Annotated in this window: 14 protein-coding genes; 10 read left to right on the top strand and 4 right to left on the bottom strand. The window is 48.5% G+C overall.

The window, feature by feature from the left end:
* The first annotated feature begins 13 nt into the window (after positions 1-13).
* The 10 genes from DESRU_RS10760 to DESRU_RS10715 all read left to right on the top strand — a co-directional run bounded on the left by DESRU_RS10760 (position 14) and on the right by DESRU_RS10715 (position 11698).
* On the top strand, positions 14-1108 hold the full coding sequence (locus tag DESRU_RS10760; protein WP_013842135.1) for a M24 family metallopeptidase: 1095 nt from the start codon (positions 14-16) through the stop codon (positions 1106-1108).
* Positions 1109-1143: 35 nt separating this feature from the next.
* Positions 1144-2799, top strand: a complete 1656-nt coding sequence (locus tag DESRU_RS10755) for an ABC transporter substrate-binding protein (protein ID WP_041275383.1) — start codon at positions 1144-1146, stop codon at positions 2797-2799.
* Positions 2800-2900: 101 nt separating this feature from the next.
* Positions 2901-3920, top strand: coding sequence for an ABC transporter permease (locus DESRU_RS10750; RefSeq protein WP_013842133.1), 1020 nt, complete (start codon positions 2901-2903; stop codon positions 3918-3920).
* Positions 3920-4837, top strand: coding sequence for an ABC transporter permease (locus DESRU_RS10745; RefSeq protein ID WP_013842132.1), 918 nt, complete (start codon positions 3920-3922; stop codon positions 4835-4837). The genes DESRU_RS10750 and DESRU_RS10745 overlap by 1 nt, the downstream gene beginning before the upstream one ends.
* Positions 4830-5795 (top strand): ABC transporter ATP-binding protein, encoded by a 966-nt coding sequence (locus DESRU_RS10740; protein WP_013842131.1) that lies wholly within the window; start codon positions 4830-4832, stop codon positions 5793-5795. Before DESRU_RS10745 ends, DESRU_RS10740 begins: the two co-directional genes overlap by 8 nt.
* Positions 5796-5807: 12 nt before the next feature.
* Positions 5808-6797 (top strand): ABC transporter ATP-binding protein, encoded by a 990-nt coding sequence (locus DESRU_RS10735; protein WP_013842130.1) that lies wholly within the window; start codon positions 5808-5810, stop codon positions 6795-6797.
* 21 nt (positions 6798-6818) lie between these two features.
* Complete coding sequence (locus tag DESRU_RS10730) at positions 6819-7607, top strand: aspartate/glutamate racemase family protein (RefSeq protein WP_013842129.1); 789 nt, start codon at positions 6819-6821, stop codon at positions 7605-7607.
* A 246-nt stretch (positions 7608-7853) separates the two neighbouring features.
* The gene (locus tag DESRU_RS10725; protein WP_013842128.1) at positions 7854-9692 is read left to right on the top strand and encodes a methyl-accepting chemotaxis protein; all 1839 of its coding nucleotides are present in this window, start codon (positions 7854-7856) and stop codon (positions 9690-9692) included.
* 151 nt (positions 9693-9843) lie between these two features.
* Positions 9844-10290, top strand: coding sequence for a MarR family winged helix-turn-helix transcriptional regulator (locus DESRU_RS10720; protein WP_013842127.1), 447 nt, complete (start codon positions 9844-9846; stop codon positions 10288-10290).
* Positions 10291-10306: 16 nt separating this feature from the next.
* Entirely contained in the window at positions 10307-11698 is a 1392-nt protein-coding gene (locus DESRU_RS10715; protein ID WP_013842126.1) for an MATE family efflux transporter, read from the top strand.
* A gap of 52 nt (positions 11699-11750) precedes the next feature.
* On the opposite strand, the gene DESRU_RS10710 is transcribed toward DESRU_RS10715, so the two are convergent.
* The 4 genes from DESRU_RS10710 to arsD all read right to left on the bottom strand — a co-directional run bounded on the left by DESRU_RS10710 (position 11751) and on the right by arsD (position 16643).
* Positions 11751-13205 carry an amino acid permease gene (locus DESRU_RS10710; RefSeq protein ID WP_013842125.1) on the bottom strand — a complete coding sequence of 485 codons (1455 nt, stop codon included), beginning with the start codon at positions 13203-13205 and terminating at the stop codon, positions 11751-11753.
* 204 nt (positions 13206-13409) lie between these two features.
* The gene (gene arsB, locus DESRU_RS10705; protein ID WP_013842124.1) at positions 13410-14462 is read right to left on the bottom strand and encodes an ACR3 family arsenite efflux transporter; all 1053 of its coding nucleotides are present in this window, start codon (positions 14460-14462) and stop codon (positions 13410-13412) included.
* Between the two features lie 44 nt (positions 14463-14506).
* Complete coding sequence (gene arsA, locus DESRU_RS10700) at positions 14507-16270, bottom strand: arsenical pump-driving ATPase (protein ID WP_013842123.1); 1764 nt, start codon at positions 16268-16270, stop codon at positions 14507-14509.
* A 10-nt stretch (positions 16271-16280) separates the two neighbouring features.
* Positions 16281-16643 (bottom strand): arsenite efflux transporter metallochaperone ArsD, encoded by a 363-nt coding sequence (gene arsD, locus DESRU_RS10695; RefSeq protein WP_013842122.1) that lies wholly within the window; start codon positions 16641-16643, stop codon positions 16281-16283.
* Between the last annotated feature and the right edge of the window lie 36 nt (positions 16644-16679).

Here is a 16679-nt window from a genome sequence, read left to right as displayed (position 1 = left end):
GGAAGGGAATCATTTGAGTGTTTTAAAACAAAGGATTGTCCGGGCTCAGCAACTGCTGTCAGACCACGGGCTGGCGGCGGTGGTAGCCACTTCTCCCAGAAACCTGTTTTACTTTAGCGGCATTTGGCTGGATTCCAACGAAAGGCTGCAGGCCGTAATCATTCCCCAAAAGGGGGTGCCGGTCATCATTGCCCATGAAATGTTTAGGGAGGAGGTCCGGCCGGTTCAAGGGATGGAGCAACAATTCTGGGCGGACGGCGAGGACGCCATTGCCTTGCTGGGTCAAGCCTTACCCCGGGGAGCGGAACCAATATCCGTGGACAGCCACTGGCCCAGCGGCCACTTCATTCAGTTGATGAAAATCCATCCGCAGCTTTCTTATGTTGATAGCACCAATATTATTGAAACTCTCCGGTCCGTCAAAGATGCTGCTGAAATTGCCTTGTTGCAGGAATCCGGGCAGGCTGTTGACCGGGTGATGGAGAAGCTGATGCGCTGGATCAAGACGGGCCTCACAGAGTTGGAGGTAGTCCGGGAGGTAAAAAGATTATTTCGAGAGGAGGGAATCTACGACCTGTCTTTTGAGCCCATTGTGGCCGCCGGCGGCAACGCGGCACTGCCTCATCACCAACCGGACCAGACCGTGCTGAAGACTGGCGACACCGTGGTGCTGGATATCGGGGGCGTCAAAAATCATTATTGCTCGGATATGACCCGTACGGTTGTTCTTGGTGAGGCCAGTGCGGAAATTAGCGAAGTCTACCGGGTAGTACAGCGGGCCCAGGAAGCAACCGTAAAGGCTATTCAACCGGGCCGGCCCATGCAGGAGATCGATCAGGTGGCCCGGGGGATTATCTGCCAAGCGGGCTACGGGCCCTGCTTTACCCATCGTACCGGGCACGGGATTGGCTTGGAAGTACACGAAGAGCCCTATCTGGCGCCCGGAAACCGGAAGGTGCTGGAGGCGGGTATGGTGGTTAGTGTAGAGCCTGGAATTTATCTGCCCGGAAAATTTGGCATTCGAGTAGAGGACATTGTGGTTGTTACTGCCAATGGAGCCATAAGGCTCAATCAGGTAACCCGCCAACTGGTTTGTGTTAAAGAATGACCGGTTTCGGACAAGGAGGAAAGGGGAAGTTCAAGGTGAAAAAACTACCTGTTTTACTGTTGGGTTTGCTTTTCATGATGTCATTGTTAACGGGCTGTGGAGGGAATGAGGACAAGCAGGGAGCCGGGGGCGGCGGTGAGGTGGAAAAGATCATCCGTACCGCCGAAGGCAACGTGCCCAAGCTTGATCCCGGCGTGGGCTCGGACTACAGCAGTTCCGTGGCCCTGTGCAATCTGTACGATACCCTGGTATTCCCAAACGCCGATGGAACGCTGAAACCCATGCTGGCTACCCACTGGGAGACCTCTCCGGATGGTCTCACCTGGACCTTTGACCTGAGACAAGGAGTGAAATTCCACAACGGTGAAGAATTAACCGCCGAAGATGTTGTTTTCTCCATGGAGAGAATGCTGAAAATGGGAGAAGGTTATGCCTACCTTTTTACCAATGTGCTGGAAGAAGCCAAAGTATTGGAGCCATACAAGGTACAATTTAAGCTGAAGAAAAGCTTTGGACCCTTCCTCTCCTCCCTGGTGCGCCTTTATATTTTGGATAAAAGTCAGGTTATGGCCAACCTGAAGCAGCCCGGACCCTACGGGGAAATGGGAGACTACGGCAAGGAATGGCTGGTATCCAATGATGCCGGCAGCGGTCCTTTTAAGGTAAAGGAATTTAAAATTCAAGAATATCTCTATGCCGACCGCTTTGCCGATTATTGGGGCGGTTGGGAGCAAGACGCGCCGGAATCCTTTAAAATTATCGGCACCAGCGCCGCCACCACCATTCGCACCTTGATGACCCGCCAGGAACTGGAAATCAGCGACCAGTGGCAGACCGAAGAATCCTTGAAAGCCTTAAGCGGTATTCCCGGAGTAGAGATTAACTCCGTATTTTTAGGAAGCATGTTTAATATTATGCTGAACACCAAAAAGGCACCTACGGATGACATTCACTTCCGTAAGGCGCTGGCCTACGCCTTTGATTACAAAACCGTGGAAGAGAGAATTTTCCCGGGCAGCAAAAAAGCCATTGGACCGGTGCCCTTTAATCTGCCCGGCGTAGCCAGCGACCTGCCCCAATATGAACGGAATTTGGAAAAAGCCAAGGAAGAACTGGCTAAATCCAAATATGCCAACCAATTGGATCAATATCCTGTGGAAATTGCCTGGATTGCCGATGTGCCGGATGAAGAAAAAATTGCCCTGCTGTTCCAAACCAATGCCGCGGAGCTGGGCATTAAAGTGAACATTTTTAAGACGCCCTGGCTTTCCTTTACGGATCAGGTGGTCAGCCCGGAAAGCACCGCCAATGCCAATACCGTTTTTGTCTCCCCTCATTATAATGAAGCCGGTTCCATGCTGGAATCCCGTTATCACTCCAAATCCACCGGAACCTGGGAACAATGCGAGTGGTTAAAGGATCCAAACATTGATGCAGCCATTGAAGATGCCATCGGTACCTTGGATACCCAGCAGCGGCTGGCTAAATACCAGGCCATCCAGGCCACCCTGGTGGATCTCTGCCCCACCGTGTGGGCTTTTGACCAGGCAGAAAAGAGAGCTTACCAAACGGAATACATCTACTGGCCTACGGCAGAAGATCAAAAGGCCGGCAAACCGGTGAACACCGTAATGGGTTATGCTTACTATTTCCATGATTTTAAAGTTTTTCCCGACAAAAAGACAAAGTAAGCTGCTGGAATCAGATATAACATTCAATCATACTATGGTGACTTCCTTTCTCCTTTAGGGAGTCGCCATAGTACCTTTGCTTATGGATAGGGGGGCCAACTTTGAATTTGCGTAACTTTATCTTAAGGAGACTGCTGCTGTCGGTATTTGTTCTGTTAGGCCTTTCCATTGTCATCTTCGTCATCTCACGGGTGGTTCCCGGTGACCCGGCGCGCATGGCGCTGGGGCCTAAGGCGCCCCAGTTTGCGGTGGATGCCTTGAGACAGGAAATGCACTTGGATAAACCGCTGACCTCCCAGTACGTTTACTGGTTAAAGGGGGTTGCCACCGGTGATTTGGGAAAATCCCTGATCACCAAGCGTCCGGTGGTGGAGGACATTAAAGAGTTTTTGCCCGCCACCCTGGAACTGGCCCTCTATGCAGGCTTAATTATGGTTTTGTTTTCCATCCTATTTGGAGCCCTGGCTGCCAAGTACCGGGATTCCTGGCTGGATACTTTTATCCGTATCATGGCTTACTCGGGAGTGGCTGTACCGGCCTTTGTGCTGGCGGTGCTCTTTTTACTGCTCTTTGGCTATATCTGGCCTATCATTCCTGTTTTAGGGCGGTTAAGTCCCGGCATGGAGCCCACCACCATCACCAGCCTGGTGACGGTGGACAGCCTGCTGACCGGAAATTTTGCAGCCTTTTGGGACGGCTTTAAGCACCTGATACTGCCGGCTTTGGCTTTGGCCATCGGACCTCTTTTCCAGGAAGCGCGGCTGATCCGTTCCGCCATGACCGACAACATGGGCAAGGACTATCTGGCCGCAGCCACCGGCTATGGGATTTCCAACCGGGTCATCATGCAGAAGTACCTGCTAAAGCCCTCTCTGATCCCGGCGGTATCGGTGATGGGGCTGGACTTGGCCGCTCTGATGGGAAACGCCTTTCTGGTGGAAGTTATTTTCAACTGGCCGGGAATTTCCCGCTACGGCATGACCGCCATGCTGCAAAAGGATCTGAACGCCATCTCCGCCGTCATCATTGTATTTGGTTTGATTTTTGTGCTGGTTAACATCTTAGTGGATTTTATTGTAGCCTATCTTGATCCACGCATCCGGTTGGGAGGAAAGATGTAATGACAACAAAATTACAGCATGCTAGGGAATTATCGCTTCCCTCCGCCTTCACCAGATATAAACTGAGATTCCAAAAGAGTTGGTACAAATTTTCCGGGAATAAGCTTTCCGTCTGCGGCCTGGCCATTGTGTTAACGGTAACCTTTATTGCCATTTTTGCTCCTTATATCGCCCCCTACCCTCAGCATGCCAGGGAGCTGGTGGATTACCAAAATGCCGGTCTGGCTCCTTCGGCAAAATATTTATTCGGTACCGATGTCATCGGCAGGGATATTCTCAGCCGGATCTTCTTCTCCTTCAGGGGAGCCCTTTTGATGTCCGTGCTGGTGATCGCCATTGCCGTTCCCATCGGGGTTTTTCTCGGCCTGCTGGCAGGTTATTACAAAGGAAGCCGGTTGGATACCGTCATTATGCGGATAACGGACATTTTCCTGGCTGTGCCCCCGTTGATCCTGGCCCTGGCCATCTGTGCCGTGTTAAAACCCAACTTAACCAATTCCATGCTGGCCATTACCATTATGTGGTGGCCCTGGTACTGCCGGTTGGTTTACGGCATGGCCACCTCCCTGCGTAATGAATATTTTGTAAAAGCCGCCGAACTCATTGGAGCCGGCAGAGCCCATATTCTGTTTCGGGAAATCCTGCCCAACTGTCTTTCGCCCATTTTAACCAAAATGGCCCTGGATGTGGGCTGGGTCATTTTAATCGGGGCTTCCTTAAGCTTCGTCGGCCTGGGCGAACAACCGCCCACGCCTTCCCTGGGACAAATGGTTTCCGATGGTTCCCGCTATATGCCGGATCTCTGGTGGATGACCGTTTTCCCTTCCCTGGCCATTGTGCTGATCATTCTTGGCTTTAACTTCCTGGGGGACGGAATTCGCGACATGCTCTCGAAAGGAGAAAACGAATATGAGTAACAACATCCTGGATATTAACAACTTGAAGATCTGGTATCGCGTATTCGGGGGTTACTCTAAAGTCCTGGACGGGGTCGGCTTTTCCGTGCAAAAGGGGGAAAAGGTTGCCCTGGTGGGGGAGGCCGGCTGTGGTAAAACCACCACCATGAGGGCTCTGCTAAGAATCCTGCCGGAAAAACAGGTTCATATTGCCGAGGGAGAAATTTTTTTCCAGGGGCAGGATGTGCTGAAAATGAAGCCCAGGGAGCTGCAGCAGGTTCGCACCAAAGGCATCTCCATGATTTTTCAAGAGCCGTCCGCAGCCTTGAATCCGGTTTTCACCATCGGCACACAGCTTTTTGACGTTATAAAATACGCCAATCCTTCCTTAACCAAGGAACAAATAAAAAATATTGCGATGGAAGCCATTAAAGAAGTTTATATCCCGGATCCTGAAAGGATTTTAAACTGCTATCCCAACCAGTTAAGCGGCGGCATGAAACAACGCATCTGCATCGCCATGGCCATTATGACGCCGCGGGAAATGCTCATTGCAGACGAACCGGGCACCGCCCTGGATGTCACCATTCAAGATCAGGTGCACCGACTGCTTAGAGGACTGGTGGATAAGAAGGGCATGTCCCTGGTAATGATCACTCACTCCTTAGGGGTGGCCCGGGAGATGAGCGACCGCATTTACGTGATGTATGCCGGAAATATCGTGGAAATGGCCAAAACCAAAGATCTTTTCTTAAATCCCCTTCACCCCTACACTTTAGGGTTAATGGATTCTGTGCCCAGATTAACCGGAGGCGGTCTTTCGGAAGGAATCTATGGAAGAATCCCCAACTACCTGCGTCCGCCCACAGGCTGTCGTTTCCATCCCCGTTGCCCAAGGGCCACGGAGCAATGCATGGCGGAAAAACCCACGCTGATTCAGAAGGAAGAAGGCCACCAGGTAGCCTGTTTCCACGCATAGGAGGTGCTGGAGATGTCCCAGGAAATATTATCCATTCACGATTTAAAAACCTATTTTCCGGTAAAGGATTCCCAGGGAAAGGAGGTTTATGTCAAGGCGGTAGACGGGGTTCAACTGAAGGTTGAAAAAGGTGAAATTCTGGGTCTGGTGGGTGAATCCGGTTCCGGAAAAAGCACCATTGCTTACACCATTATGGGCATGTACAAACCTACGGGCGGGGAGATTCTTTTTCAGGGTCAAGACATCGGTATGTTAAGCCAAGAGCGTTCTCTGTCCTTGAAAAAGGATTTGCAGATTGTTTTTCAGGATCCCGGTTCATCCTTAAACTCGTACCAGGATATCCAAAAAATCCTGGAGCTGCCCTTAAAAGTGCACAAAATTGTAGGCAAAGGGGATATGAAGCAAAAAGTCATCGACATGCTGCGAATGGTGGAACTGTCACAAAGTTATTTAAATAAATCCCCTTCAGCCATGGGCGGAGGGGAAAGACAGTTGATTTCCATCGCCCGGGCTCTGGCCTGTGATCCCAAGTTCATTATCTTGGATGAACCCACGTCCGCCCTGGATGTCTCTATCCAGGCCAAAATCATTAATACGCTGCTTAAGCTACAAAAAGAAAGAGAACTGACGTACTTATTTATTACACACGATCTAAGTTTGATGCGCAATATTGCTACCCGGGTTGCCATTATGTACTTGGGTAAAATTTGTGAAACAGCCAAAACCAATGATTTTTTTACCAACCCGCTCCATCCCTATACCCGCATGCTGCTTTCTTCGATTCCGGTTATCTCCGAGCAGGAAGAAGCGTTTAAACCCAAAAAGATACAATCCACCGGGGAAATCCCCTCTCCGGTGGATATCCCGCCCGGCTGCAGTTTCCATATGCGTTGTCCGGAAAAAACGGATTTATGCATGAAGGAAGATCCGACAATGATTGAGGCTTCTCCCGGGCATTTTGTACGGTGTCATCTATATTCTAGATGCAAAAGTAAACCATAGAAGAAGGGTGAATTATTAAAAATGAATAGAGTTTTATTTCTTAACCCGGTTGGACATGATCAATGGGACCAGGCGGTAAAAGATGTATTGATGGAAGCCAAAAGAGATACCACAGAGGTTGAAGTTTTGTCTTTACTCCGGGGGCCGCATCATTTAGAGTATCAGTATTATGAAGCATTAGTGGGCCCGGATATGCTGCATGCCCTCAAATTTGCCGAAAACGGCGGTTTTGACGCCGTGGTGATCGGTTGCTTTTACGATCCTTTTCTCCATGCCGCCAGGGAGATTGTTGACAAAATGATTGTTACCGCTCCTTGCGAGGCCGGGGTGCAAATTGCCAGTACCCTGGGAAACCGTTTTTCCATTATCGTGGGCAGGAAAAAACACATTCCTGCCATGCGACGGAATGTTTATGAATATGGCTTTAAAGATAAGCTGGCGTCTTTTCGCTCCCTTGATTTAGCTGTACTGGAGCTTCATACCGATGAAGCGGCCACTCAGGAACGTCTTAAAAAAGAGGCCTTTAAAGCCGTGGAAGAGGACGGTGCGGAAGTGATTCTGCTGGGCTGCACCGTTCAGTTAGGTTTTTACAAAGAACTTCAACAGGAATTAGGGGTTCCTGTGATTGACGCCGTGCTGGCTCCTTTTAAACACGCCGAATATCTGCTGGATATGAAAAACCGCTTTGGTTGGTCCCATAGTAAGAAGGGAGGTTATGAAAAACCCCGGGTGGAGGAAATGATCAATTGGGGGCTGGAGGAACAATATTTTATCCAGGGCTTATGGACCCGGATAAAATGGCCCATTTAAAAGAAGGTGCAGTAATCCTATGCTATAGGATTGTATAAGGGAATTCCTGCGCTGGGATGACGGTTGTGGAAAGAAAAGACAACTTTAAAAAATGGATAGCCCGGAATTGCAAAGCACTTGCCTGAATCACAGGACAGTGCTTTTTATTTTTTGCCTTTACTCTAAATTTCGACAAACCTGGGAGGGAAAATAATACATTTGCTAGAAAAAAATAGTTATAGATGAATTGATAAGGAGAAGAATTTCTTGAAAAGTTTAAGATTAAAACTCGCTTTGTTTATTGCAATCATTCTGGTCCTCAGCAACGTCCTTCTAGCCGGCTTATCCCTCCGCACCATGTCTGTGGAAACGGGCAAAACAGTCTATGACAACACCCAGACCCTCAACCTCTCCCTTCAGGATACTATGGGGAGTTTTTTTGAGGGAGCAGCCAATATGTTGATCACCATCAGTCAATTCCCGGAAATTACCCAAAACAATCAGGAGCAGATGCTTTTTCTTTTTAAGACCATCCTAGCGGGCAATAAAAATTATTTAAATATTTACTTTGCCGATGCGCAAGGAAAAATTATTATTTTCCCGGCTGCGGACATCGGTCCCGACTTTGATGCCAGAACCCGGGATTGGTACAAGAACGCCAAAGAAGAAAACCGGTTGATTTTCTCCGAGGTTTACACGGACGTGGCAACCAAAAAGCAGGTCATTACCATTGCCATTCCTGTCAAAAATGAACTTGGCCAGTTTACCGGGGTTTTAGGCGTGGATGTATCTTTGGCGGACTTGAATGCCCTGATTAATAAACAGAAACTGGGAGAAACCGGTTATGCCTATGTTTCCGATACCCAAGGCAAAATGCTTATTCACCCGGAACCCGGCAAAATTGGTTCGGATCTGGCGGACAGACCTTATGTAAAAGAGGCTCTGGCAGGAAAGTCCGGTTCCGCTCATTATATGGAAGGCCAAGGGCAAAATAAGGTCATTTACTACTCCATGGTACCGCTGACCAACTGGGGATTGTTTGTGCAGCAGGACGAAGGAGAAGTTTTTGCAGTGACCGAACGAATTAAAAAACAGGTGGTTGTTTCCACCTTAATCATCCTGGCCCTGGCCGTACTGATCACCACCGTTGTCTCACAGAAGCTGGTTAAGGCCATAAAAACCATTGAAGCAGGAGCCGGTCTGGTGGCTGAGGGAGACTTAACCCATAGCGTGCCCATTAAGAGTAAAGATGAACTGGGTAGTTTAACCCGGGCTATCAATGCCATGACCGGGAAATTGCGGGAATTGATCTCCCAAGTTAAGGATTCCGCGGCCTCTGTGGCCGGAACCTGCGGCAATCTCATGGAGATAACCAACCAAACCACCGATGCCAATAGCAAGACCACCCAGGAAATAACTGAAGTGGCCGCCACCGTCGAGCAGATATCCGCCTCCTCCCAGGAGGTCAGCGCAGCGGCCCAGGAAGCCTATAACAGTGTGAACCAGGGTCATCAAAAGGTGAATGAAGTGATGGAGGTTATGCGGGAAATTCATCATTCCACCGGCGAAGTGGCTCGCTCGGTAGAGGAGGCCGACCGGAAGGCCCGGGAAATTGGACGGATTGTTGACCTGATAACCCAAATTGCCGAGCAGACCAATCTTCTGGCCTTAAACGCAGCCATTGAAGCAGCCCGGGCCGGGGATCAGGGAAGGGGCTTTGCGGTGGTGGCGGACGAGGTGCGTACGCTGGCCGAACAAACCACCAACGCCACCAAAAATATTACGGAATTGATTTCAGACATGCAGCACCGGACCCAGGATGCGGTGATCAAGATTCAGGATAGCGCGGGACTGGTAGACCAGGGCAGCCATGCCGTAAGCGGTACCGGTACGGTGTTTAACCAAATCCACCGGGTAATTTCCGGTCTGTCCGAGCAGATTGAGCAGGCCTCCGCCGCGACCCAGGGAGTATCCACCAGCATTCAAAATGTTGCGGCTCTGGCCCAGGAGCAAACCGCCGCCATGGAAGAAGTCAATTCTTCCATTGAAAGATTGAATAAAATGGCGGATGAACTGGATCAACTGGTTGACAACTTTAAAGTATAAATTTAGTCCCTTGTTCAGCCACCTGCCGGATTCCAAAACGGCGGGTGGCTTTTTACATGCTTTTTTCATTTGACTTTAGATCTTATTCTGATATAATAATATGGTTAGAATTATTATAGTTAGAATTATTACTAAATAAAGGGGTTTAACCATGAATCAGGAAAAAGCTAAAGAACTTCATTCCTTACTATTTACATTTATGGGGACCTTTCACGAAAAATTTGTCGTTCATTTTCGCAAAAATGTCCATTGTGAACCCAGAATTAAAAAAAATCATGCCAAGATCATCCATATTTTATATCAAAATGACAGCCTGACCCCTACTGAGATTGGCAAAATGCTGGATATCGAAAAGGGGGGGCTAACCACCATCATTGATCAACTGGCTGAAATGGGCCTTATTCTGCGTTCAGCCGATCCCGGCGACCGAAGAAAAATTTTACTATCCCTCAGCCCGGAAGGGAAAGCCCATATGGAGGAAGTCATACAAAAATTTACCCAAACTCTGATGGACTTGTTTGAGGATGTTGATGCAAAGGAATTGGAAAAATACCTTGTAAGCTTGCGGCATGTGGTTGAATTTATGCAAAAATTATAAAAAAGGTGATTTGAATATGAATCTTTCTGCTGACTTGCGAGATAAAGATATAGGCAAACTGTTGCTCACTTTTTCCTGGCCCGCCATTGTAGGCATGCTGGTCAATTCTCTCTATAATATTGTGGACCGGATTTTTGTGGGGCAGGGAGTGGGGCCCGTGGCCATCGCGGCCACCACCGTTGCTTTTCCCATTATGATTATTTTAATGGCTGTTTCCATTTTGATCGGGGTTGGAGCCACCGCCCTGATCTCCATTCGTTTAGGTGAACAAAAGAAGGAAGAGGCGGAAATGGTGGCCGGCAATGCCATGACCATGCTCATACTACTGCCTGCTTTTTTTGCCATCCTGTTTATACTTTTTACCGAACCCATTTTAATTGGCTTTGGCGCCAGTCCAACGGTGCTTCCCTACGCCGAAGACTTTGTATCAATCATCATGATCGGATCGGTTTTTGGATCCATCAGCATGGGTATGAATAATTTTATCCGCGCCGAAGGAAATCCCCGGATGGCCATGAATACACAAATCCTGGGTGCGGTCATTAATATTGGCTTAAATTATATTTTTATCTTTAAAATGGGCATGGGCATCAAAGGCTCCGCTTGGTCAACGGTAATCTCCCAAATGGTTTCAGCGGTCTGGGTATTGAGCTATTTCTTTACGGGCCGAAGTTTAGTCAAGATCAGATTAAAAAATCTGAGGCCGCAAGTCCCGGTTTTACTGGGTATTATGGCCATTGGCTTTTCCCCCTTTGCCATGCAGGTGGCCAACAGTGTGCAGCAACTGATCTTAAACAAAACCCTGATGTCCTTTGGCGGGGATATGGCCCTTTCGGCAGTGGGGATTATGATGAGTTTGTCCACCTTATTGTTTATGCCCATCCTGGGAGTCAGTCAAGGGGCCCAGCCTATTATTGGCTACAATTATGGAGCCCGGCAATATGACCGGGTGGTAGAAACCTTAAAGAAAGCCGTAATAGCCGCTACCGTCATCGCTCTAACGGGGTATCTGATGATCAGGATTTGGCCGGCACAAATTGTGGGATTGTTTAGTAATGAATCCGAACTAATCAAGATGACCACCCACGCCATGATGATTTATTTTGCCATGTTTCCCGTGATTGGTTTCCAAATTATTTGTTCCGGATATTTTCAGGCAGTGGGCAAAGCGCGGCAGTCCGCCATACTGAGTCTGTCCAGGCAGGTATTGCTGTTTATACCGCTGTTGTTGTTCCTACCCCATATCTGGGGCTTGGAAGGGGTTTGGCGCACCGCTCCCATTGCGGATTTCCTGGCAGTCCTTCTTACGGCCTCGGTAATTTACCTTGAAATGAAAGAAATGAATAAGATACGGAAGAAAGACAAAGAAAAAGAACAGTTATGCAAGCAAAGGGAACAATTGTGCTAACCAGATGAATTCTTCTGTATGAAAAGTCCAGGGTGAAAAGAACCCTGGACTTTTATATTTCTTCTTTTGTACGAGATTTTTTCTCAGGCAACTTCACTTCATCCCCCGATAACTCCTCCGCCAGCTCAAATTGAGCCTGATCTACCAGGGGCAGAGGGACCTTTCCGGTTCTCCGGGGCAAAACTCTCGAACCGATCTGCCTTTTTACCTGATATACAATGGCGAAGAAGGCAAGCAGAACCAGTCCGGCCACCAATCCCGCGCCCTGACCGGGCACTAAGGGCATACTGATGATAATGGCGATAAGGCCGGCCAAGCCGATCCAGGAGGTTACCGGATATCCCGGCAGTTGACAGTGCCCATTGGGGCAGCCGTGTAATTTGCGGAATTTATAATGGGAAGCTAAAATCACCACATAAGCCAGCAGCAGGGAAAAACCGCCGGCGCTGACCAGGAATAAGTACACTTGCTGGGGAAGAATCAGTCCAAGCCCCAGTCCAAGAAGCATCCCCACTCCGGAAAACAAAATCCCCCGGTAGGGAATTTCACCCTGATCCCGCAGCCAGGCCGGGGCATGTCCTTCCCAAGCCAGGGACCGGATCATACGGCCCAGCCCAAACATGGCCGCCAGCATGGTGGATAAAATGGCTGTAATCAGTACGGTATTGACCACATTTCCCACCCAGGTTAACCGCCAACGGGCCAAGGATTGCACCAGGGGACTTACTTCGCTGCTGAGGGTTCCGGTAGGAATCAGCGGCAGCAAAACAACAATGGCGATGACGTATAAGCCGATTAAACTGGCCACCGTGATACGGATGGCCTGGGGTACGGTACGGTGCGGGTCCTTGGTTTCCGAAGCGGCCAGGCCGATAATTTCAAATCCGGCGTAAGTAAACATAACAATCAACATACTGCCGGCAATTCCCCCCAGGCCTCCCGGGAAGAAGGGCTCGGTCAGCAGTTCACCGGCGCCAATCCGGGGCACACCGGATATGAATCCTCCGATCAAAGCCAAACCGATGATGATAAAGCCTACAATGGCCAGCAGTTTCACCACCGCCAAACCGCTTTCCAAATGGCTCAAGCGCTCGGCGCCCAGCAAATTAAGCAGAGAGACGAAAATAATAATAAGTGAGCCAATGAGAGGGAGAGAAAGGTCGGGAACCCAGTTGCGTAAAAAGATGGACACGGCTGTAGCCTCGCTGGACATAGCCAGAACCAGGCCCGTCCAATAGACCCAGCCCATAATAAATCCGGCGGCCGGACCGTAGTACCGTTCGGCATAAGTACGAAAGGAACCCGGCGCAGGGTCGGCCACCGTCATCTCGGACAAAGCAAACAAAACAATATAAACCAGCGCTCCGCCTAATAAAAAAGAAATAATAATGGCAGGACCCGCGGCGTTTATGGCCACAGCCGATCCCAGGAAAAAGGAACCGCCAATCACCGTGCCCAGCGCCATCATGGTAAGCTGCCAAACCGATAACCCTTTTTCAGCCTGCATGAACTATCCCTCCAAATGGATTGCTTATAACAAAAGTATCCGCCAATCCATAGAAAAAAATTCTGCAGACCCAAACGAGCGTTGATACAAAAGACGGTTCTTGTGTATCCAAAAAAAACTATTATTGTGAAAGTAAAAGCTTAATAACACATCAGAACGTCAAAGAGGAGGAACTCCATGCAAAGGAGTCCCTCCTCTTTGTTCCTATCTTACATTATCTACTACCCCAAAATATTTTCTTCTAAAGCCTAAAGCCACATTTACCAGAGCAATCATTACCGGTACTTCAATCAGAGGTCCGATGACCGCCGCAAAAGCGGCGCCCGATTCAATGCCGAACATGGCCACCGCTACCGCAATAGCCAGTTCAAAATTATTGCTGGCGGCAGTAAAGGCCAGGGTAGTGCTTTGGCCGTAGTTAATGCAGCTTTGTTTACTCATAAAGAAAGAAAGGAAGAACATAATCGTAAAGTAAATTAACAGTGGAATGGCAATGCGCACCACGTCCATGGGCAGCTCGACAATGTATTTACCCTTTAGGGAAAACATGATAACAATGGTGAATAACAGAGCCATCAGGGCCAGGGGGCTAATTCCGGGAATAAACTCCTTTTCATACCAATCCCTGCCCTTTCTGGGTAACAGAAGTACTCTGGTTACCAAACCGCCCAGAAAGGGAATACCCAGGTAAATCAAAACACTCTTGGCCACTTCGGCCATAGAAACGTGGATCTCGATGGATTTCATTCCCAACCAGCCCGGAACCAAAGTAATAAAGAAATAAGCGTAAACGGAGTAAAAAATCATTTGAAAGATGGAATTAACAGCCACCAAGGCAGCCGCATATTCATTATCGCCTTTGGCCAGATCATTCCAAATAATCACCATGGCAATACAACGGGCCAGGCCGATGAGAATCAGACCGATCATATAATCAGGATAATCTCTTAGAAAAATAAGAGCCAGAATAAACATAAGGGTGGGACCGATAATCCAGTTTTGTACCAGGGATAACCCCATAACCTTCCCGTTTTTAAAGGCCTTACCCATTTCTTCATACTTTACCTTGGCCAGGGGAGGGTACATCATCACAATGAGTCCGATGGCAATGGGAATAGAAGTGGTGCCCACCGACATGCGGTCCAGGATATCGGCAATACCCGGAAAAACATAACCAAGACCTACCCCAAAGGCCATGGCCAAGAATATCCATAAGGTAAGAAAACGGTCCAAAGTAGAAAGGTTTTTCTCAGCCATACATTCATCTCCTGTATTTCTTTATTGAGCAAGACAGAGGGCATTTAAACCTTATCACTGCACCCCGTCAAATATTTTTGGCTTATGCTTTGAACGGAAGCGTCAACCAGCCAGGGGATGGTCGCAAAGTAACCTTTGCTGATTTGTTTAACCTTTTCCAACCACTGTTTTTCAGCTCCGGAGCGGGCGGCGAGCATAGCGTTGCAGGTGTCCGTCATGGATAGGCACTGATTAACCACCCACCACTTGTTGTTTATACCTGCCCGGCTTAGATCCTCCCGAAGTCTGAGCGCTTCAAACACAGGGGTAGCCTCAGGCAGAGTTACAATAACCACTTCTGTTTGCCGTTCATCCCTTAGTCTTGGTAATAGTTTTTGCACAGAGAGCGGTGTTTCACCTTTGCTTCTCTGAACCTCTCGATGATAGCTTTGGGTTGAGTCAAGAAGCAAGAGGGTGTGACCCGTTGGCGCGGTGTCGATCACCACAACTTCGTTTTCTGCTTTATCAACGATTTCGGCAAAGGCCCTAAACACGGCAATCTCCTGGGTGCAGGGTGAACGCAAATCTTCTTCCACGTAAGCAATATCATCTTCACTCATGGTTTCACGAGCCTTGCTCAACACTTCCGTTTGATAGTTTAGAAGTTCTTGTTTTTCATCAATTTTGCTCAAGGTAATGTTTTCTGCACCGTCAATGACATATTGGAGATGGTCGGCAGGGTCGGTGGAGGTCAAATGCACCTTAACCCCTTTTTTTGCAAGGGCCAGGGCAATGGCAGCAGCAATTGTGGTCTTGCCAACCCCTCCTTTGCCCATGGCAAAAATAACTTTTTTTCCTGATGCATAGATGTCATTAATTAATCCATCCATCGGCTTGAGATCAAGGTTTTTAATTTCGGTATTACTGGACAAATAGTGATCTTCCTTAAAAAACGCTCTAATTTTATCAAGCCCTAAAATGTTATAGGAACGAAGGGGGAGGGTGAATGCCTTTAACTGTTTTAGGTTTGCAGGCATATTCTCCAGAGCTTCCTGCTGCTTGTCATAGATTCCCTGGGATACGTCATCCGATGCTTCAGCCAAAACACCGTTTAGGATTAGAAGTTGGTTGTTGATACCCAAGTCACGAAGCTCAAGGCTCGATCGGTCTGCTTCCAGCAGTGGAGTTTTTTCCGGCCTGGATACCAATATAAGCGTGGTTTTGTCCTTATCGGCAAGATTGGCGACAGCATCCTTGTACATATCCTTTTTATCCTCAAGCCCCGCAAGCTGGCCAAGACAAGAGGCTCCGTGGGTGCTTTCACTGATAAAATGACTCCACGCCGATGGAAGTTGCAGCATTCTGAGTGTATGTCCGGTTGGAGCGGTATCAAAGATGATGTTGTCATATTGATCTTCCGTTGCCCTGTCGGTTATGAAGTTTGAAAACTGGTCAAAGGCTGCAATCTCAACGGTGCAGGAACCGGACAATTGTTCCTCCATATTCGCGATCACGCTGCCGGGCAATTTGCCTCGGTAGGGAGCAATCACCGATTCCCTGTATTCCCTGGCAGCTTCCTCCGGATTGAGATTGGCAACCACAAGACCGGGCGCACCCTCAACGGGAACGCCCTTACCGTTAAGCGCTATATTAAAGACATCCTGGAGGTTAGAGGCCGGGTCGGTGCTGATGAGCAGCACATTTTTACCACTGTCCGCTAAACTTACAGCCACTGCACAAGCGGTAGAGGTTTTTCCCACACCACCTTTACCTGTAAAAAACAAGTATTTTGTTAGCTTGATTTTGCTTATATCAAAGGCATCAAACATCCTTTCCCTCCTAACAGCAGCAACCCTTTGATCCACAACCGCCTTTTTGCTCAGATTGTTTTGTTTTGATCTCAATGCCTAACCACTCCGCAAGCTCCTCATTCCTAGGGTATTCCTTTGTTTTGGCAACCTCACCGTCCACAAGAGTAACCGGGAGGACTTCCGCACCCTCTTTTTGCAGAAGGTCGTTTATAACCTTAGTCATAATAAAGTCTTGAGGCTCACTGGATAATCCATGTCTTTTGATTTCAATGCCCTTTTCTTTCAGTGAGTTAATCACCGTGGCGACTCTCAACAGCTCAGGATCGATAGAGGGTCCACAAACTCCCGTGGAGCAGCACATTGCAGGATCAAAAATCTCAACCTTCTTCATGCCAAAATCCTCCCAAAATTTGTAATTGCCATTTTA

The organism is Desulforamulus ruminis DSM 2154, from assembly GCF_000215085.1.
Lineage (GTDB): Bacteria > Bacillota > Desulfotomaculia > Desulfotomaculales > Desulfotomaculaceae > Desulfotomaculum > Desulfotomaculum ruminis.
This window is presented reverse-complemented; position numbering and strand designations above follow the sequence as displayed.